12 protein-coding genes are annotated in these 21,357 nt (G+C 43.8%); 8 read left to right on the top strand and 4 right to left on the bottom strand.

Going from position 1 to position 21,357, the window contains the following annotated elements:
* Positions 1 to 13: 13 nt before the first annotated feature.
* The gene (locus FAM09_RS10165; protein ID WP_136576980.1) at positions 14 to 2,773 is read right to left on the bottom strand and encodes a glycoside hydrolase family 2 protein; all 2,760 of its coding nucleotides are present in this window, start codon (positions 2,771 to 2,773) and stop codon (positions 14 to 16) included.
* Between the two features lie 281 nt (positions 2,774 to 3,054).
* Between FAM09_RS10165 and FAM09_RS10160 the strand changes: the two genes are divergently transcribed.
* The 7 genes from FAM09_RS10160 (at position 3,055) to FAM09_RS10130 (ending at position 15,246) form a co-directional block, all read left to right on the top strand.
* Positions 3,055 to 7,197, top strand: coding sequence for a hybrid sensor histidine kinase/response regulator transcription factor (locus FAM09_RS10160; RefSeq protein ID WP_136576979.1), 4,143 nt, complete (start codon positions 3,055 to 3,057; stop codon positions 7,195 to 7,197).
* 223 nt (positions 7,198 to 7,420) lie between these two features.
* Complete coding sequence (locus FAM09_RS10155) at positions 7,421 to 10,594, top strand: SusC/RagA family TonB-linked outer membrane protein (protein WP_136576978.1); 3,174 nt, start codon at positions 7,421 to 7,423, stop codon at positions 10,592 to 10,594.
* A gap of 17 nt (positions 10,595 to 10,611) precedes the next feature.
* Positions 10,612 to 12,237 (top strand): RagB/SusD family nutrient uptake outer membrane protein, encoded by a 1,626-nt coding sequence (locus tag FAM09_RS10150; RefSeq protein ID WP_136576977.1) that lies wholly within the window; start codon positions 10,612 to 10,614, stop codon positions 12,235 to 12,237.
* Positions 12,238 to 12,382: 145 nt separating this feature from the next.
* Positions 12,383 to 13,597 carry a glycan-binding surface protein gene (locus tag FAM09_RS10145; RefSeq protein WP_136576976.1) on the top strand — a complete coding sequence of 405 codons (1,215 nt, stop codon included), beginning with the start codon at positions 12,383 to 12,385 and terminating at the stop codon, positions 13,595 to 13,597.
* A gap of 249 nt (positions 13,598 to 13,846) precedes the next feature.
* The gene (locus tag FAM09_RS10140) at positions 13,847 to 14,473 is read left to right on the top strand and encodes a hypothetical protein (RefSeq protein WP_136576975.1); all 627 of its coding nucleotides are present in this window, start codon (positions 13,847 to 13,849) and stop codon (positions 14,471 to 14,473) included.
* Positions 14,474 to 14,663: 190 nt separating this feature from the next.
* Positions 14,664 to 15,023, top strand: coding sequence for a hypothetical protein (locus tag FAM09_RS10135; RefSeq protein WP_136576974.1), 360 nt, complete (start codon positions 14,664 to 14,666; stop codon positions 15,021 to 15,023).
* Between the two features lie 4 nt (positions 15,024 to 15,027).
* The gene (locus tag FAM09_RS10130) at positions 15,028 to 15,246 is read left to right on the top strand and encodes a hypothetical protein (RefSeq protein ID WP_136576973.1); all 219 of its coding nucleotides are present in this window, start codon (positions 15,028 to 15,030) and stop codon (positions 15,244 to 15,246) included.
* 354 nt (positions 15,247 to 15,600) lie between these two features.
* On the opposite strand, the gene FAM09_RS10125 is transcribed toward FAM09_RS10130, so the two are convergent.
* Together FAM09_RS10125 and FAM09_RS10120 are read right to left on the bottom strand one after the other, a co-directional pair.
* On the bottom strand, positions 15,601 to 16,362 hold the full coding sequence (locus FAM09_RS10125; RefSeq protein ID WP_136576972.1) for an SDR family NAD(P)-dependent oxidoreductase: 762 nt from the start codon (positions 16,360 to 16,362) through the stop codon (positions 15,601 to 15,603).
* A 52-nt stretch (positions 16,363 to 16,414) separates the two neighbouring features.
* Positions 16,415 to 16,633 (bottom strand): hypothetical protein, encoded by a 219-nt coding sequence (locus FAM09_RS10120; protein WP_136576971.1) that lies wholly within the window; start codon positions 16,631 to 16,633, stop codon positions 16,415 to 16,417.
* A gap of 32 nt (positions 16,634 to 16,665) precedes the next feature.
* On the opposite strand from FAM09_RS10120, the gene FAM09_RS10115 reads away from it, so the two are divergent.
* The gene (locus tag FAM09_RS10115) at positions 16,666 to 18,351 is read left to right on the top strand and encodes a glycoside hydrolase (RefSeq protein ID WP_394347804.1); all 1,686 of its coding nucleotides are present in this window, start codon (positions 16,666 to 16,668) and stop codon (positions 18,349 to 18,351) included.
* Between the two features lie 107 nt (positions 18,352 to 18,458).
* Here FAM09_RS10115 and FAM09_RS10110 read toward each other — a convergent pair whose 3' ends face one another.
* Entirely contained in the window at positions 18,459 to 21,203 is a 2,745-nt protein-coding gene (locus tag FAM09_RS10110; RefSeq protein ID WP_136576969.1) for a sugar-binding domain-containing protein, read from the bottom strand.
* Positions 21,204 to 21,357: the final 154 nt, after the last annotated feature.

The raw sequence follows: 21,357 nt of genomic DNA, 5'->3' as shown, positions 1-21,357 counted from the left end.
CAATTATTTATTATTATTTAAAATCAAACCAAAGCACGCCACTCATCGGCATATAGTTTAAATGGATGTTTTTTCCGCTTTGCGGGCCCATTACTTCGGCCGGCTGAAACTTGGTACCGATGGCACTGATGGCATGCATAAAGCCAATATTGCCTTTTGGAAATGCAGGATGTGTATAATCGTTAGGAGCTGCCGCCGGTCGTTGCGGTTGCAGCATTTGTAAAAAAACATTTTCACCGCCCGTATAAATAACAAAACCGGCTTCCTTGCTTTGCACCTGCACCCAGTATAGTCCGCCATGCCAACCCTTGAATTCAGGATACTCCCACGACTCACCGGTGATGGTATTATTGTAACTTTTTTCCCAGACACCAAACTGCTGTCCCTGCATCCTGTTTTTCCAAACACGATAGGGCCCCTGCCCCAGCCATTTCATTCCGGTAATTTGTTGTTCGGGGTAATTAAAAGTGATGCCCATATAATCTGCTGCCCCTTTGATCTTGTATGTATAATTCAGTTGCGGCAAACGCCCTTGTTGAAATGTCCACTTCACCCAAAATTGGTTGTCGCCTTTATAAACCGGTTCAACAATATACGTTTGGTCTTTGCGATAATGTTTGAATTCCGTTAATATCTGATCGGCTGTGGTAAGCACCGGGCCGCCGCTCAGTGAGATCTCCTGTTTACCATTGAACACTTTCTGCAGGTAACCGCTTGCTTTATCAAAATAATAAGTGATGCCATCCTGGTTGATGGTCAGCGTGGCTGCGTCTTCTTGTATATTAATGACAGCAGCAGGAACAACTGTGGCTTTTACTGATATGGTTTGCGGCAATTGTAATGGCCAGCTCCAGGCGGCAATTTCTTTATGACCGGCATCGTATGCGGTAAGATATATGGCATCAGTCAGGCTATCGGGTAATACAGGAAGTGATAGCCAGCCTTTTTCTCCCGGCGCCAGCGATGGCCCCTTTACAACGCCCCTGCTTTTTATAATGGCAACCGAAGAAGTATCATGCGCTTGGGGAAAGGCAGCCGTTTTCCATTCAAAGCTTACATTACTTAGGTTGGTGTACAGGTAACCATTCTCAACCTGTAGTTGACTGTTAGCAGGAAAAGTTTTGGAATGTACCATTACCGGCGACCATACCTTCTTTATTGTATAATAGCTTCCCTCCTTCTCCCGGTGCGGGCCAACAATGCCGTCGGGCGCCATATTGCCGGCAACATCAATTACTCCATCTTTATCGGTACGCACAATGCCCTCATCCACCAGCGACCACAAAAATCCGCCTGCGAAATAGGGATGCTTGCACATTTCATTCCAGAAATCTTCCAGGCTCGCGCCATGTCCGCCATCAAATAATCCATGCATGAACTCTGTTGGGAAAAATACCTCGGTCCCATACAACACAGCGTTAGCCACATAATTAAAATCAGGATAGTGCTTGGTATCGGTGCCATTGAATTTTTCCCAGGGATGAATTACAAACCGTTTCTGTGGGTCGTACAGGGCATAATCATTGTCCAGAGCCCTGTTCCACCCTCCTTCATTTCCGTTCGACCACATAATGATGGAAGGATGATTCACATCGCGCAACACCAGTTCCTTCACCAGCTTTTTTCCAACCACGGTATCATAGGCAGCCTGCCACCCGGTGAGCTCATCTATCACAAACAGGCCGAGCGAATCGCAGAGGTCTAAAAATTCAGGATCGGGCGGATAGTGCGACATGCGGACCGCATTCATGTTCATATCTTTCATGGCACCAATATCGAGCAGGTGAACATCGCGACTTAAGGTGCGGCCGCTTTCGGGCCAGATGCTATGCCGGTTCACCCCCTTGAGCAATACCTTCACACCATTTACATAAAAACCATCGCGGGCATGAAATTCGACCGTGCGAAAACCAAACCGCTGCGTAATGGTATGTACAACCGTATTTCCCTGCAAGATTGAGATAATGGCATTGTACAGGTGCGGCTGTTCAGGGTTCCAGGTTTTTACCCCGGGGAAATGGGCAGCTAAAGAAACACTATCCCCCGCCTGTATCGATACCTTCTGCCCTATTGCTGTGCCGTTCAGTTCCTGTAATTGCACCTCCACACTTTGCTGTTCATTCGTGTTTTGCGTATGTACCTGCAAGTTGAACTTTCCATCTGCCTTTGCATCAATGGCTACCTTGTTTATATGCGTGCGGGGACAAATTTGCAGATAAGCGGGCCGGTAAATACCGCCGAATTTCCAAAAATCGCCTTTTCGTTCCGCCCGGTTTACCGATTCATTCGCGGATCGTTTATTCACCTTTACTTCAAGCCGGTTGTTGCCATTCTTTTTTAACAGGTGCGTAATATCGTAGGAGAACCGGTAAAAACCGCCCTGGTGTTTATCGCCAGCCGATCGGCCATTAACAGTTACTTCCGCATCGGTCATCACCCCTTCAAATACCAACAGCACTTTCTTATTCGCCCAATTACCGCTGGGGAACGAATACCCGTAAATTCCCTGCTCATCGGTTTCTTTGTCAAAGCCGTAGACATAAGTACCAAAACCCTGCTGTTCCCATTGCGAGGGAACCGGTATGGTAGTGCGAACGCCGCTCCTGCGACCCTGGGTACAAACAAAATCCCAGTTCACCGGGTGATCTTTATCTGTTCCCGACAGGTATTGAATAATGGTTTGTTGTGCAAAAGAAAAGCTGCAGGCTGTAAGCTGCAGGCTGCAGGCAAAAACCAATGCTTTTAACAGGATGCCTTTTATGTTAGTTTTCATTCCAGTTTTTTTTCAATGGTAGCAGTATTGAATTCTGAGAACTGAAGATAGGAAAAGTTTGAAAGTCAATAAATCAGCTAATGCGTTTACAGGAGACGCAGTTAACAAAACGATACCCAGATTGAATCATCTCAATACCCTTGCTGCGTTCATTCAGTTATAATTTCCTCCTTTATTGCATGCCAAAACAAAATATTATACCCTCACTGTGGTCAAATTCCAGTCACCGGAAAATTGCTAACTTCATTGAAGTTTTTACCTGGTATTTTCATAATTGCCATATGCTTTCGCACTTAAAACCGAATATTAAAACAACGATTGTTGTATTGCTCTGTATTTGCATAGCTGGTATTTTACATGGGCAACAACAAAAAACGTATCATTTCGCACATCTTGATTTTAACCAGGGCCTGTCGAACAACCAGATAAGCTGTATTTATAAGGATACCCGGGGGTTTATGTGGTTTGGCACCATGAGCGGCCTCAACCGGTATGACGGCTATGCTTTTAAAACTTTCCGCCATTCAATAAAAGATACCCAGTCGATTTATGATGATTTTATTTCAAAGATTGTGACAGGCCCTGAGGAAAAGTTATGGGTGCTCACAAAGATGGGCTATAACATTTTCGATCCGTCAACTGAAAAATTTGATCGAAAGGTTGACAAACAGCTTATGCAGTGGGGACTTCCAGGGGCAGGCCTGAGTGATATCATTCAACAAGGGAAAGGTTTTTGGTTTATGTATCAGGACAGCGGCCTGTTCTATTTTGAAAAAAACAAGCCGGTTGTATCGTTGTTAAGCGGTCAATCGCTTTTACCCGATACCATTGCCGCAGTTAGAAAGGATTCAAAAAACAACATTTGGATTGTTTACAGCAACGGCATTATTGAAAAAGTAGATGGCGGAACAAAAAAAATCACCTTTCGAACCAATATCTTACAGCAAAAACAGGGAAGCAATAAAGTTATCTACAGGTTGTTCATAGATTCGGAAGACGATCTATACATTTATGCCAGCGGCATTTTCAATGGCATTTACAGGATCAACCCCAGGAATAATACATTGCAGCAAATAGCCAAAGATGAAGGCGTTCGTTTACTCAGCAGCAATATTATCTTTTATATAGAAGAAGACAACCAGGGTTTATTATGGATCTCAACCGATCATGGCGGATTGAACATCCTGAATAAGAAAAAAATGACCGTTCAGGTGTTGTTGAACAAACCCGGTGATGAAAAAACCATTACTCAAAACACCGTTACGGCATTATACCCCGACAATCTCGGCATTATGTGGGTGGGCACCTTCAAACAAGGCGTTAATTATTATCACGAAAGCCTCGTCAATTTCCCCTTATTCCGGCATCGGGAAGGAGATGCAACAAGCCTGCCCTACAATGATGTGAACCGTTTTGTTGAAGATGCAAAAGGCAATATCTGGATCGGCACCAATGGCGGCGGCCTCATTTATTTCGACCGCGCTAATAATAGCTTTAAACAATTCAGGCATAACCCCGCCAATGATAACAGCCTTAGCAATGACGTAATTGTAAGCCTTTTAATTGACCATAACAATATCCTTTGGATTGGCACTTATTATGGCGGACTGGACAGTTATGATGGAAAAACTTTTACGCATTACCGCCACCGCGCCGATGACCCTACCAGCCTGGCCGATAACCGGGTTTGGGAAATTTATGAAGACAAGAACTACAATTTATGGATAGGCACATTTGCATTTGGCCTCGACAGGTACGATCGAGCTAGTAACCGTTTTTTTCATTATAAACCTATGGCGCCTAACTCAGTGCATGTTAGCTATATTTCTTCATTCACAAATGACATACATGGCAATTTATGGGTAGGCACCGTTTATGGTGTAGATGTGGAGAACAAGAACACCGACTCTTTCACCCAACTCCTTCCAATCAATTCCAACCTCAGCAACGAAAATGTGATTTCCCTTTATACCGATAGCCGGGGCGTTACCTGGGTAGGCACCCGGGATGGCCTGAATATCTACAATTCAATAAACAAACGATTCCAGAATTTCAGAAAAGAAGATGGCCTTCCTGATAATACCATACTGAATATTGTTGAAGACAAATCTCAAAACATTTGGATAAGCACGCTCAATGGTATCAGCAGGATCAGTTACAAAGGCTCTATGAAAGATGGTTTTAAGATCAACTGCACCAATTACGACCGGCTGGATGGATTGCAGGGAAAAGAGTTCAATGAAAATGCAGCCCTGGTTACCCGCAAAGGAGAAATAATTTTTGGCGGCGCCAATGGGTTCAATCTCTTTAACCCGGCTACCTTGAAATCCAACACAAATATACCGTCGGTGGTATTGACTGGCCTGCAGGTGTTCAACCAGGATATTGAAGCGGGCAAAAAGATCGGTCCGCGGGTGCTGTTGAAAAAAGCGATCTCTGAAACAAATGCCATTACGTTGCGATACGATGAAAACATTTTTTCCCTGGAATTCGCAGCGCTTAGTTATATCAATACCCAAAAAAATAAATACGCGTACAGGCTGAAAGGGTTTAACGACAACTGGCTGTATACCGATGGCAATGCCCGCAAAGTAACGTATACCAACCTCGACCCGGGAAAATATACGTTCTATGTAAAAGCATCAAATGATGACGGCATCTGGAATGAACAGGGCATTGCTTTAGACATCATTATTCTCCCCCCCTTCTGGAAAACCCCGGCTGCTTATGCATTGTATCTGCTGGTTGCCTTAACTATATTGTTCTTTGCCCGGCAAATTGTGATTCAACGGGCAAGGATGCGGTTTGCACTGGAGCAGGAAAGAAAAGAAGCTCAACGCATGCATGATCTGGACATGATGAAGATCCGCTTTTTTACCAATGTGAGCCATGAGTTCAGAACACCGCTTTCCCTTATATTGACACCGCTCGAAAGAATGATCAGGCAATCGAATGAGCCGGCGCAAATCTCACAATATCAACTGATCCATCGAAACGCCCGCCGACTGCTCAACCTCGTAAACCAGCTACTCGATTTCCGTAAAATGGAAGTGCAGGAATTAAAGCTGCATCCAACCGAAGGCGACATTATAAAATTCATAAAAGAAACTGCTTGTTCTTTTATAGACATTGCTGAAAAAAAACGTATCCGGTTCTCTTATACTTCCACCCTGGAAAGCCTGCATACCAGATTCGACCACGATAAAATGGAACGCATTCTATTCAACCTGCTTTCCAATGCATTTAAGTTCACTTCTGAGAACGGAACAGTTACCGTTGAAATGCAGGCCACCCGACAGGCCGAAGAAACACTGCTTGAAATAATGGTAAAAGATACGGGAATTGGGATGCCGGCCGACCGGCAGGAAAAAATATTTGAACGTTTCTTTCAACATCATATGCCCGGCAACATCCTTAACCCGGGAAGCGGCATTGGACTGGCTATTACAAAAGAATTTGTAAACCTGTTCAATGGGACCATTTCGGTAGAAAGTACCGAGTTCAAAGGCTCTTGTTTTACGGTGCTGCTACCGGTAAAGGAAATTTCGCCCTCGGTCGTAATCGAGGAACCTGCTGTTGAAGAGCTATTGCCAGGCGAACAGCAGGTAACAGCCCAAGAGGATTCCGATGTGGTTGTTACATCACCAAAAAAACACACGCTGCTGCTGGTAGAAGATAATGAAGACTTCCTTTTTTACCTGAAAGACAACCTGCGGGAGTATTATAATATTGTAGAAGCCGCCGACGGATTAACAGGCTGGCAAAAAACACTGGCCACCCATCCTGATATTGTGGTAAGTGATATCAACATGCCCGAAATGAATGGCATTGACCTGTGTAAAAAAATAAAGACCGACCCACGCACCAGGCAAATACCGGTTGTTTTATTAACTGCCGTTACCAGCGAGGAGCAACAATTGCGCGGTATTGATACGGGGGCAGCCGACTACATCATGAAACCCTTCAACTTCGAGATCTTATTAAGCCGGATAAAGAATATACTGCAACAACAACAATCCCTGAAGCAAACATTTACTAAACAGGTAGCTGTAAAGGCGTCGGAAATTAAAATAGAGTCGGCTGATGAAAAATTTGTGCAGGATGCGCTGGCCATTGTAGAAAAAAACATTTCGAATGCCGATTTTACGGTAGATGACCTGAGCCGGGCCCTGCTGGTGAGCCGGGCGGCTGTTTATAAAAGAATTTTTGTACTTACCGGTAAAACGCCCACCGAATTTATTCGGCTGGTACGGTTACAAAGAGCCTCCCAACTTCTGGAAAAAACAAAAATGACTGTGGCTGAAGTGGCTTATGAAACCGGCTTCAATAATCCCAAATACTTTTCCAAATACTTCCGGGCTCATTTCGGGGTACTGCCCTCGGTTTACCAGACAGAAGCGAAGAAGAAAGGCAACGAGGCATAAAGGCAACGAGGGAAGCCAATTTGCAATTTGCAATTGACAAATTCCGGGGCTTAAACGGCCCGGGTTGACAAAACATGCCCTTTAAAAATACAATTAATACCCCTCCTTAACATATGATCACCTCACAATAGACGATTCATTACCATACTTTCATCTGTCTGGCTATATTTTCATATTGCCAAAACGTCCACCCAATTTTTAACTAACGACTAATTGTTTGCTTATGAGTTTATGTAAAATTTTACATGAAAACCGACTGCTATTCTGGAGTTTTTGTTGCCTGCTGGTGCTGTCCTTGCCCAGCTACGCACAGGAAACAACCCCTGCAAGAAAGATCACCGGTAAAATAACCGGCGCCAACGGCGAGCCGATTCCCAATGCAAATATTTCGGTAAGGGACAGCAAAAATTTTACTGTCACCAATCCGGATGGCTTTTTTGAAATTTATGCGGGCACCGGCCAAACACTGATTATTACAAAAGTTGGCTTCGACCAAATTGAGCGCGTGCTCAAAGCATCTGAGAATAATATCACCCTGACCCTTAAGCATGATTTCAATGATCTGAGCGAAGTAATCGTTATTGGGTACGGTAAAATGAAAAAAACCGATCTCAGCAGTTCGCAGGTCACTGTAACCAGCGAAGAAATGAAGCGCACCATTAACACTACCCTGGAGCATGGATTACAAGGCCGCGCTGCCAACGTGTACGTTACTTCAAACAGCGGTCAGCCAGGCGCTCCGGCATCTATAATGATACGGGGTGTAAATTCCATCAACTATAGTAACCAGCCATTATATGTTATAGACGGTGTGCAGATAAAACCTGAAAATCCGGCAGGTGGAGCATCCGCATCGTCCAATATACTGGCCGGCATCAACCCTGACGACATCGAAACCTTCAACGTATTGCAAGGCCCTTCTGCTACCGCTATTTATGGAGCTACCGGCGCCAATGGGGTTATTATGATCACCACCAAAAGAGGTAAAGTTGGTGAAACAAAAGTATCCTTCAATTCATTGACTACGGTACAAACCGAACCGGCAAAAGTTCCGGTAATGAACCTGCAGGAGTTTGCCGCGTACAGGAATGAAATGGCGAAAGCCGGCTCTATTGCGCCAGACCCTATGTTTTCAGATCCTTCTGTATTAGGCCCCGGTACTGATTGGCAGAAAGAATTATTCCGTAGTACGCTTTTGCAGAAATATGGCCTGGGATTAAGCGGCGGTACCGAAAAAACTACCTTTTACCTGGGAACAGAATATTTTAGCCAGCAGGGTGTGGTGCAGGGTTCCGGTTTTAAAAGGTATTCTGTACGCCTGAATGTAGATAATCAAACCCGCAAATGGTTAAAGCTGGGAACCAATTTGAGCATCAACCAAACGAAAGAAGTAGTAAATACTTCCAATGGCGATCTGCTGAATATTGCCATTAAACAAAACCCGGCCATATCGGTAAGAAATACCGATGGAAGCTGGGGCGGTCCTACCTCCACGCAATTCCAGTTCAGCAATCCGGTGGCGTTATCGAAGATCAACGACAACCGCAATAAATCAATGGCATTTATTGGCGGTATGTATGCCGATGTAACCCTGCTGAAAGGCCTGGTGTTACACAATGAACTGAATACATATTACCAGTTCACCAACAATTATATCTTCAACCCTTCGTATGAGTTTAATGGTTATAAAAATACCACCACCGTATCTACCCGAAGAAGCGGCAACAACTATTGGTGGGGTTTCAATTCCCGTTTGCAATATGATACCCGCATAGGCAAACACGGTATTTCGGTAATGGCCGGCCATGAATCATCTGAAAACGCAAGCGAAGGGCTCTATGGCACCCGGCAGAATTTTGTTACCAATAATATCCAGGAACTGACCGCAGGGGATGCCCTAACCGCTACCAATGGAAGCAGTAAAGGATCCAGTGCCAAGGAATCCTATTTCGGTCGATTGAATTACGTGTACAATGATAAATACATTTTGCAGGGTACAATGAGAGCAGATGGCTCGTCGAACTTCGGCGAGGAAAACCGCTGGGGTTATTTCCCTGCCCTTTCTGCTGCCTGGCGGATCTCGCAGGAAGCATTTATGCAGGACCTGTTACCTGTTGTCAATGATCTGAAATTGCGGGTTGAATGGGGTGTAAGCGGAAACTCAGCTGCCGCCGGTTACTATGCCGCTTTATACAGTGTGCCCACCGCCTGGGGAACCGGTTACCTTTCGCAAAATTTTTCCAACCCGTATTTAAAATGGGAAACCGATAAATCGACCAATATTGGTTTTGATTTAAGTATGTTCCGCAATAAACTGCAGGTGATAGCTGATTTCTATATAAAAGACATCTACGATCTGTTAACCACCAACGATTATCCTTTTTATTCGGGCGGCGACATGTCTTATAGCGCGGGATATATCCGTTTTCCCACTACCAACGTGGGTTCCATGCAGAACAAAGGTTTTGGTGTAACCATCAACACCGTCAATATTGAAAACCCATTCACCTGGAAAACCGGTATCAATTTCTCGATCGACAGAAATAAAATAACTTCTTTAAAGAACAATACACCTATCAATAGTACTTATGGTACCAGTTCGCTCATCAGTTCAACAAGAGTGAACGAACCGGCGGCATTGCTCACCGGCTATGTAGTGGAAGGTTTGTTTCAAAACATAGATGAAATAAACAACCATGCCGTGCAAACTGCCAATGGTGTGTTAACAGTTGATCCTTCACAGGGCTCCTGGGTAGGCGATCTGAAGTTCAAAGACATCAGCGGCCCTGCCGGAAAACCCGACGGCATTATCGATCAGAACGATCGCGTTGTCATTGGTAACCCCTGGCCCAAATTTACCTTTGGCGTAAACAACTCTTTTTCTTACAAAGGATTTGATCTGAACGTTTTCATTATGGGCGTACAGGGCAATGATGTATATAACTATACCCGTTACCTGAACGAAAATCCGCGCGGTACGGCCCCCTTCAGCAATTACTTTAAATCGGTAGCCAACTTTGCAAGACCAAGCAGTGTAACACCCGGCGATCAAACTGCTACGTTAACCAATCCAGGTCACCAGATCGCTCGCATTACCACCGGTGACCCTAACGGGAATTTCAAAGCGAACAGTTGGTATGTTGAAGACGGCTCTTACATAAGAGTGAAAAATGTAACCTTATCGTACACAGTTCCTGCAGAATGGGCAAAATTTGTTGCCATGAAATCGTTAAGGGCGTCGGTTGGTGTACAAAACCTGGCCACCATCACCAAATACAAAGGCTATGACCCTGAAATTGGCATGACGCCTAACTATGGTTCATTGACCGTAGGCGTTGATGATGCCAGATACCCTTCAACCAGAATGTACAACTTCAGCCTCGTTGCAGAATTCTAACCCAAAAATTGCTCAAAATGAAGAAAAGATATTTCAATTATATACTCCTTGCGATGGCAGTTGCTACTGTAACCGGATGCAAAAAAAATTTTTTAACCCGGCCGCCTGAAGATTCGATAGTAGCCGATGTTTTCTATAAAACAACCGATGAATTAAGAGCGGGCACAGCGCCGCTATATAATATTGTGTGGTTCGATTACAATGATAAAGCGGCATTGTCATTTGGCGACGCCCGTGCCGGCAACATGATCTCCAATGACCGCGACATGTTTTACAAGTTTGCTGTTACGGCAACCGATGTAAACACCTTGTTGCCTGCTTATAAGTCTTTTTACAAGATCGTTGCACAGAGCAATCAAACCATCCGGAACATTCAAAACAATGCCATTTCGGTAAAAGACAGTATTAAAAACGCAGGCATTGGGGAATGTCGTTTTATGCGCGCCCTGGCCTATTACTATTTGGTGAGCAACTGGGGAGCAGTGCCGATCATTTATGATAACCTTGCCCAGATGTCTGATGTGAATGTAAGGCGCAATACCGTTGAAAGCATCTGGCAGTTGATCATCATGGACCTGAAATTTGCCGCAGACAATTTACCGGCTGTAGCATTTGCCGACGGACGTCTTACCAAATATGCTGCAGAAGGCATGCTTGCCAGAATGTATTTAACAAGAGCCGGTGTAGGCAAATCGGGCGGCACACGTAACCAGTCGGATCTTGACAGCGCGAAGTATTATGCTGCAGATGTTATCAACAACGGGCCTTATGAGCTTCAGTCGAATTATGCCGACCTGTTTAAAAGTGAGAACCACAACAGCAGTAAGAACAATAAAGAAAGCCTGTTCTCTATTCAATGGATGCCGATCAAAGATCCCTGGGGCGTAAACAATTCCTTCCAGGCATACATGGCAAGGAACGGCGACATTACCGGCAGTTGGGATGGATGGGGCGCAGCGCATGGCGCCTCCGCCAATTTAATTGAATACTATCTGGATAACCCGGCTGATTCAATTCGCAGAAAGGCCACCTTCATGTTCAATAATGATTTTTATCCCGAGATCAGGAAAGACCTGGGTGGTTACAAGTTTACGGCGACAGATATTGCCAACACCAAGAAATACATCATTGGCTCGGTAAAAGACAATGGCGGCAAGGGAAGCGAAATGTGCGAGTATATCAATACCTATATGCTGCGCCTGGCCGAAGTGTACCTTATTTATGCAGAAGCTATCTTAGGCAACAACGGCAGTACTTCAGACGCCGAAGCATTAAAATATTATAATGCCGTTCGCACCAGAGTGAATCTGCCTGCCAAAACATCCATCACGTTCGATGATATTTTCCTTGAAAAACGAATTGAAACCGTATTTGAGGGCATTTACTGGTACGAGCTGATGCGGCTGTATTATTTCAACCCAGCTAAAGCGCAGTCGATTATAAACAATCAGAACAAGGGTTCGTATACCCTCACCCACAAAACAGGTACCGAAAATCCGCGGGAATACACAGTTACCTACGATCCGGTTAAATACCCCGTAACTAACAGCACCATGTACCTGCCGTTGCCCGAAGCAGAATTGGTGAAAGCGCCCAACCTGGCAGCCGAACCCGTAGCGTTTGATTTCAGTCTCTTGAAATGATTTTGAGATTCCAAAACCTGCCTGCCGGCAGGCAGGTTTTGGAATTTAGGGATTTTGAGATTTTATAAGGAAGCCAGCGGAGAAACAAATCCCGAGATCATAAAATTTCAAGATCAGAAATAATTAAACTAAAACTTCTTGCTATATGCGTACAAACAAATTAATAACCTTTATACTACTTGCGGCTGTTGTGTGTGCACAATATGCCTGCAAAAAAAACAGCAGCGAGGCGCCTGTTATTACAGGCATCAGGGCTTCTACTCCAGCACCGAATGACACAGCGCTTACCAAGGCAGGTCCGGGCCAGGTAGTGATTATACAGGGCGCCAACCTGGCTTCAGCCAAACAGATCTTTTTTAATGGTTATCCCGCTCCTTTTAACCCGGCATTGTTTGCCAACAATGCAATTATAGTGGCCATCCCTGCCGACATGCCTTTTGCGAAGCTTAACCCGGATGACCTCAATAAAGTGAAAGTTATTACACCAGATGGCGAAGCTGAATTCAGTTTTCCCATTGTTCCTTTTGCAGCAACAATCACTGCTATGAGTAATGAAAATGCCCTGCCGGGTGATCGCGTAACCATTTACGGCAGCAATTTCTTTTTTGTAAAGAAGGTAATTTTTCCCGACGGCAAAGAAGTAACTACCAACCTTACCGCCAATGATGCCGGTAACCAATTGCAGGTTACGGTGCCCGCCGGCGTTACTACGGGTGGCCCCATCACAATAGAAACGTCATATGGAACGGCCACTTCAGTGCTCCTGTTCAACGAGCTCACGCAAGGCGTACTACACAACAGCGACAATGCATCCAACTTCGTTTGGGGATGCAATGTAGTAACCGACGCCTCCTTATTTCCCGGCGGCCACGGTGCATATAACCAGATGACCTTTTCAAATGTGAATGGCAATGACTGGGGTTGGTGGAATAGCGGCCGTTCGTTGCATACAAGCAGCGTTCAATGGATCCCCGCAGCCAACCTGAATGACCCGGTAGCCAATTACGCGTTGAAATTTGAGATCAGCCTGAAAACAAGCTGGAGCGCCGGAAAACTATTTATTGTAAAGGATGGAAGCTGGAACTACGTAGCCTTGTACTCACCCTGGCTGAATGCCGACGGCACCACTGCAGCATTTACCACCAACGGCTGGCAAACGGTTACCATACCACTTACCAGCTTTAAAGGGAAAGATGGCAGCGGCAATGATGGTATGGGTACTTCAGCGGCATCATTGAAAGCATTAACCGGCAATAGCGGCGCGGGCGCCATAGATATCATGTTTATAAACAACAGCGCAACAGCCATTTCAAAATTCGATATGGCGATAGATAATATCAGGATTGTAAAAACCCAATGATCTGCGTGCACAGCAGATAAACCCAAGAACCGGGATGTCTATCCGGGTTCCTTTCATTAAGCGGTCATTGAACACAAAAATTATATGTATTTACTAACCCGTTCTTTACAATTTCCTGCAGCAACGATACGCATGGCTGTTTATGGCAACAGCGCCAACGTACACCTGGAAGAATTGTGAAAATTGAAGGGGGTGGTTTTATCTTAGGGCTCGTTTTTAATCCGTCATAAAATAAGGAAATGATGGCTAATGGGTGCTACGCTTAAAAAATACCATCGGTTGTCGGGGTTGGTCATTGCGGCCTTTATGCTGCTGCATATTACCAATCACCTGTTTGCATTGGGCGGGCCATCCCTGCACATAACCGTTATGAATTTTTTGCGGCACATTTACCTGTTCCCACCCGTTGAAATTGTATTATTGACGTGCGTGATGTTCCAGATCATAAGCGGTGTAACGCTGGTGTTTAGAAAAGGATTTTCACATCAGCCGTTCTATATAAAACTACAGGTGATGAGCGGCCTGTACCTTTCCTTTTTTATGATCATTCATGTGTGGGCTGTGTTAACGGCCCGTTATCACTGGAACATGGAAACCGACTTTTATTTTGCCGCCGGCGTAGTCAACCGTTTCCCTGAAAAACTATTTTTCATTCCTTATTATACCCTTTCGATCATCAGCACTTTTGTACATATAGCCAGTGCGCATTATGCAAAGCGGGTTGAACAATTGAAAGTGTTCCCCTACCCGATGTATGAAGAAATTTTCCGCAGTAAATACAGGCGGGAAGCGATCAATATTTGTATAGCCGGCTTCATCATTACCTTTTTAATAATGATTGCATTCAGCGGTGTGCTGTATGATATAAAATCCTGAGAAACCAGGTGGTCAGGGTTTCAAACCGTAGCACGGCGGATTTATTTCCCGCATCATATTGTTTGCATTACCCCAACGATAGGCGCCGCTAACATCAGTACGTGCGTAAATAAGATTGGGATCAATTTTACTGGTGATGGTTAATCAACCGGCTAAAAACACCCACTATACGGGTGCAATTTTTGCAATTATGAATCCGATGGCACAACAGCCTGAAAATATAGCCCTTTACGAGCAGCAAATGAAAAAGGGAACGCTCGACCCATTTCCATATGACCGGTTAATGATCTATTATCGAAAACAAAAAGAGTATAAAAAGGAATTGCAGATCATTAACCAGGCAATAAAGATCTTTAGCGACCAACTCGAAAAACAGGCAGGTCAACAAATTGAGGCTGCAAAATCCCGCGCATCTATTAAAAGACTTAGTGAAAAATTCAGTAAATTATCGGGGTTGGTGGATAAAAAGGGAAATCCGAAATATCTTCCCGAACCGCTTGCCCATTGGACGAAAAGAAAACAAACCGTTCAACAAAAATTAAAAAAGTAAAAATATGAGCCAGGCATTTGTAAAGGAAAATGATGAGCAGTGGTTGCATGAAATTCCGCCCACAACTACTGCCCTGGTCAATTACCTCACTAGAGAAAATAATGGCGTCCGGGTTTATGAGGTTAAAACCCAGGTTAGCCCTGAAGGAAAAACGTTGCACCACATGAGCAATGGTTTGCAATATTTTGTGAATGACCAATCACAATGGGAGATTAAGTGGTAATATGTTGTACGGCCGCTGTAATCGCAGCTTCAGCCATCTTCAGCCTCTGTATGATGGCATATAATCCCCTGTTACAAAAATTCCATCGTCAGATAGAGGAACAAATCCGCCGTTGCTAAAAAAAATGTTTCAGATGGGGAGGTAAAATATTACAAAGGAGTGATTTATAAAACGTCAACTTCCATTTCATGAGTTCACAATCAGTGCTTACAGCCATACCCGGCAATGGCTTTGTGCCAGGGCTACATGGCGTGCTTGCCACAAAAACGCCCAGGATGGAATAAACACGCTGGGTATTTTGTTGTGAACAGGAACTCGTTACTACAAGGGGCAATCTTCTAAAAAAATCCAATCTTATCTTTCTACAAAAGAAATTCCAGTGATCTTTTCACACAAGGCAAGGAACCTTTCCTGTACAACGGCATCATTAGCAGCCGGCAGATAAGGCACCTGTTTCTTATGATGGAAATAATGACCGCTAACGGTAGCTTCCCGGTCATTGCTCACGGCAAGCCATACCTGCGTTTCGAAACCTTTTTCAAGATTGTCGGGCGCACCGGCGCCACCCATTTTTGTTGGCACCCAACCCGGATTAACTGCATTGGCATATACCTGCTCCCATTTGCGCGCTACAGCCATTGAAAGAATTACATCATGCAGCTTGGTATCTGAATACGTGATATTTTGTGTACCTACTGCAATATTATTTAAGTTCGGATTGCCCTGACGATGCATGCCGGAACTCAGGTAGATGATCCGTTTCGGTTTATACATTAAACTGGTCAGGATATAGGGGGCCAGACTGTTCACGGCAAACAATAGCGGCAAACCGTCTGCAGTCATATTATTCCTGGGCACCTGGTAAACACCGGCATTGTGTATCACTGCATCAAAAGCGCCAGTCGCATTGGCCTTTTCAGCCAATGCTTTGGTTTCATCAATGCTGGAAAGATCTGCTGTCAATACATCTTGTGCACGATGCACTTTCACTAACGCCTGTTTTGCCCGCTCTGCATGGCGTGCATGAAGCACCACCTGATGGCCCAGGTTGATTAAGGCTTTTGCCGCCAACTGCCCCAGTCCATCTGCCGAGCCGGTGATAAATATTCTTGCCATGCTTTATTTTGTTTATCTATCAGTTTTTCGAGGATTTAGTTTATTGTACTGTTTAGTTGATCGTCTTAATAATTTTTGCAGGAACGCCAGCAAAGATAGTGGTGTTTTCATCTATTTGCCGGTTGATTATTTCACTCAACCGCTGCCTTATTTGGGTAACGTTTGTAGAAGTGTTGAGATCAGCCAACAGCGTTATTGTACGGTTCAACACCTGCAGCACTTTGAAGTATTCCGGGTCATTTAACCGGATGATTGCCGATTCACCATTCACCTTTGACCAATTAATAATTTAATAGTAATTTGATGGCAATCAGCATATTTAAACCCGCAAATAAAATGATAGTTGGTTTGGTTATATTCCTTATGGTTTCATGTAGTAAAGGGGGAGCTCCGGCTGCACCGCTACAACCATCAAACCCTTGTATAGTTAATGGTATCGACACCTGCGCCGCATCGAAAGTTATTAAAGCCAGTATTAATTTGAATCAGACATTCCAAACCATTCACAGTTTTGGCGCCTCTGATTGCTGGACGATCAAATTCGTTGGTAAAAACTGGCCTGAAGCAAAACGAAATGAAATTGCCGACCTGCTGTTTGGAAAAAGCTTTGATGCTAATGGTAATCCCAAAGGCATCGGGCTTTCGATGTGGCGAAGCAATATCGGTGCTGGAAGTTTTGAACAAGGAGCCGCAAGTAACATCAGTTCCGACTGGCGAAGGGAAGAATGTTATTTGAATAGTAACGGCACCTACGACTGGACAAAACAATCGGGCAATCGTTGGTTTTTAAAAGCCGCAAAAGACAGAGGTGTAGAAAATTTGTTGCTGTTCTCCATCAGCGCCCCGGTGTCGATGACTAAAAATGGTTATGCTTTCGGGCCCGATGGAGCAGAAAAAGGTAAATTGAACCTGGCAACAGGTAAAACCGACGCATTTGCCGATTTTCTTACCGAAGTAGTGAAACGGTATAACCAGGATAGTCTTCCCATAAAATATTTAAGTCCTGTGAACGAACCCCAATGGGACTGGACTGCCAATTCATCGGGCAAGGCATCGCAGGAAGGAACTGCTGCCACTAATGAAGAAGTCTCTAATTTTATAAAAGCAATCGATCAAAAAATAACCAATAAGGCATTGTCAGTTAAGATCACGGCAAGTGAAGTAGCTTCTTTGAACTATATGTACCAGACGGTGAGCGATAACCCTTTAAGAAGTGATGTTGTCAATTATTCCTGGAACCCGGCCAGCAGTGGCTATATTGGCAATTTGCCTTCCATGGAGAAAGCCGTTTTAGGGCACAGTTATTTTGCGCAACCGAATGTTTCAGGTCTTGTTTCCAACCGGGTTGCACTCCAGAATAAGATCAACGCTGTTAATCCCACACTTAACTTTTGGCAGTCGGAATATTGCATTCTTGGCAATGAAGACAATACGGCTGGAAATGGAAGAGACCTGGGCATTGAATCAGCGTTGTATATAGCAAGAGTTATGCATACCGATCTGGCATTGGCCAATGCAGCATCATGGTGCTGGTGGTTAGCGGTGAGCCCGGCTGATTATAAGGATGGATTGATTTATGTAGCCGATCTATCGGGTAATATGGGCGAATTGGAAGCCACAAAATCAGATGGCCTTATTTACAAGTCTAAAATGCTTTGGGCAGTTGGAAATTATTCACGATTTGTAAGACCAGGGATGAAGCGGGTTAGTGCTGCACTCGACAGTTACTCAAACGCCGAAGACGCAGCAAAAAATTTAATGATCTCAACATACAAAGATGAGGTCAATAAACAGGTTGTTATTGTTATCATCAATATGACTACGGCAGCTCAAAACATTAATCTCACAGGTGTGAACTTTGTTTCAGGGTCAGTAAAGTCATATACTACTTCTTATTCGAAAGATCTAAGCGTTTCATCCGTTTCTGATATAACGAAGATCCCTGTAGAAGGAAAGTCAATCGTTACACTGGTAGGCAACTACCAGTAATTTAATCACCCGTGCAAAATAAAAAAGCCCGTCCGGTAATTGCCAGATGGGCTTATAATGCAAACATTGCTTTAATAACTTTTACCCTTTATCTCCCTTAACAATTGTTATTTAAAATAATTTCTTATATGTTCTTCCGAAATATTAACCCCGGGCGCAAACGCTGCACTGTTCATATATTTCAACAAGCTGTATCTTAATTGCTTTGCCTGTGGCCGTTTGTCCAGGTGCGAGATAATATCAATACTGCAAAAAACCAGGCGACCCGTTTTCAGTTTTGCTTCAAACAAATTGGTAAGGCTTTGATTTCGCACAAAATTATCAATGACCCGTACGATAATTGCTTCATCTGGCAACGTACCGGCATTAAGCGTTTTGCTTTTTATTGTCAGATCCCACCACTGCCAGTTGCTATAGTAATCTGTTGGGAAATTATTTAATGCTTTATGCTTTTCTTTAATTAACAAGCCCATGGTGCCGGGTTGATCAGGAAAATGGACAGGGCTCCAGAAAACAGGAACAAACTTCCCTGTAATCCCTTTTAACGTATCAGGCGAAGGGCACAACAATACTTTGCGTCCTTTTTGTAAAGCAGGCAAAGCCTCCTCTAAAGAGCCTGTAATTAGCACATCTCCCTCCTCCCCTGTAAGCGCACCAGGGTAAACCCAAATGCTCCATTGATTTTGGTAAGTCGTTCCTTTTACAGATAATTCAATGGTCAACTTCTTTGCCGATGATACCTGCTTCAAATCAAATTTTAATTCTCCTACCGGCAAACAATTGCCAATGACATACTCTTTTTTTCCAAAGGTGCCGGTACCTAATACCGCTTTATTATCGTCAACAATTTCCCAAACTACTTCTGCATTAAGGGGTTTATAAAAATTGGCCAGTTCAACGCCGGCTGTAAATATTTCATTACTGGTATAAACAGCCTTTGGATAGCGAATAAGCGGCGTTAGTTCGCTGTTGTATTGACGAAATTCTTTTGCGGTCACCAACCCTTTGCTTTGCCAGAATGCATTGAGTAATCCTACCAGCGCGGTCCCCTGGCCGGGAAAATCCTGCAACTGTAAAAGATGAAATCCATCAAATCCTTTTGTCTTCAGCGCTCTTTCAATTTCTTCCTTGTATAACAGGGTCGCCAACTTGCCCGATGCATTCAGAAATGAGGAGGCCATTGGCAAAAGCCCCTTTTTTTGTACATCATTTCTAACGGCTATAAAATTCAGCGGCAAAAGATTTCCCTTATACTTTTCAATTTCTTTTATAGCAGGATAAACTGAATATTGCCCAATTTCATGAGAAATAAGCGGCACCTTAAGATCAGCAACAGCCTGACTGAAATCTTTTGAAAAACCGGGCGCTTCATCATTAAATACACCCTGTCCGCGCACCCATCCTTTTTTTGTCCACTGGGTCACATAATAATCATCCTGCGGTTGCGGGTTACCGGTTATTTCTTTTTGAAAGGTGAACGTGGTGGTGCTGTAAAGATGTCGTTTATCTTTTTGTTTCAAATTCCCCACCATGTCATTCAGCTTATTAAAGTCGCCCTCCAGCTCATTGCCCAAACTCAAAAACAAAAATGAAGGATGATTGCCGTATGCTTCCAGGATGCGTTCGGCTTCCCTATGCAGATAATTAAATGCGGCCGTATCATAGCCTGCCTTTAAATTCCAATGCGGCAATTCCACCTGGAAATAAAAGCCCAACTCGTCCGCTGCCGTGAAAGCCGCTTTTGGCGGGCACCAGCTATGAAACCGTAACAAATTCAAGCCATATTCCTTGGCCTTCTTAATAAGTGTGCGCCATTCATCTACCTGCATGGGCGGATAGCCTTTCAACGGAAAGATGATGCATTCAAGATTGCCCCTGACAAAAATTTGGTTATCATTTAAAAACAAATCGCCCTCTTTTGTCTTCAACTCCCTGATGCCAAATTTTGTGATAATGGTATCTGTGCCGCTATCAGATTGCAGCGTTGTTACCAAATGATACAACTTTGGTGTAAACTCACTCCACGTAATTACTTTGTCTGCAAATGAAATGTTACCGGTAATTTCCGCCTGTGCATACCCTCCATTAGAAAAAGAAGAAGACCATTTCTTACCCGTTTGCGGGTCAATCACAAAGGATTGCAGTTTTACATTTTTATCGCTTACATCATTTAAGCGATAACGAACTTCCAGTTTTTTGTTTTGCAGGCCAGGAAACACATTAACGCTGCTGACAGCTTTTTTTGGTTTTGCCACCAATGATACACTTCCTAATATGCCGTTCCATTTTATTTGTGTGTGATTGGTATATGCATGCGCCATTGGACTGCTTTCCACTGATGGGTATTGATGCGCATAGATATTGATACCAGGGTAAATATTGGAATTGTCAATACAGATAGTGATCGTTTGCTTCTTGCCAGGGACAATATATTCGGTAAGATCAAACTCATGCGGCACCACCAGACTTTCTCCATTTACTTTCACTTGCTTATCATCAATCCAAACAGTTGAATTCCACAATACCCTTTCCAGTATCAATTTTATTTGTTTCGATTGCCATCCCGGAGGTACACTAAATGTTTTACTATAATAAGCTTTTCCAACATATTGTACTTTCCTGGCCAGGTGCGCCAACGTAGCAATATGTAAAGTGGGTTCAATTTTATTAGCATACCCGATCCCGGCATCGTCTAATGTACCCGGAAGGGTTATTGTATATTCTTTTTTATCAAAAGAATCGAGTTTTACCTGCCAATGACCATTCAACGATTGCTCTTGCGCTATGCCATTGTGGTAGCTTAACAAAACACCTATAACAATAAAAAAATACTTTATAATGGCTGTATTCATCGTTAGTCCTGATTGTCAGTTTATGAAAATTGTATGCTAAGTTCAGGGGAAATAAGGTTATGAAAATGGCTTTACTTACGGAAATGATGGACAATTTTATTGACTGGTTTATTTCCCTTTATTTTGCCAAAAGCAGTGAAGAGCAGTTGGTTCA

The organism is Niastella caeni, assembly GCF_004834005.1.
Classification (GTDB): Bacteria; Bacteroidota; Bacteroidia; order Chitinophagales; family Chitinophagaceae; genus Niastella; species Niastella caeni.
This window is presented reverse-complemented; position numbering and strand designations above follow the sequence as displayed.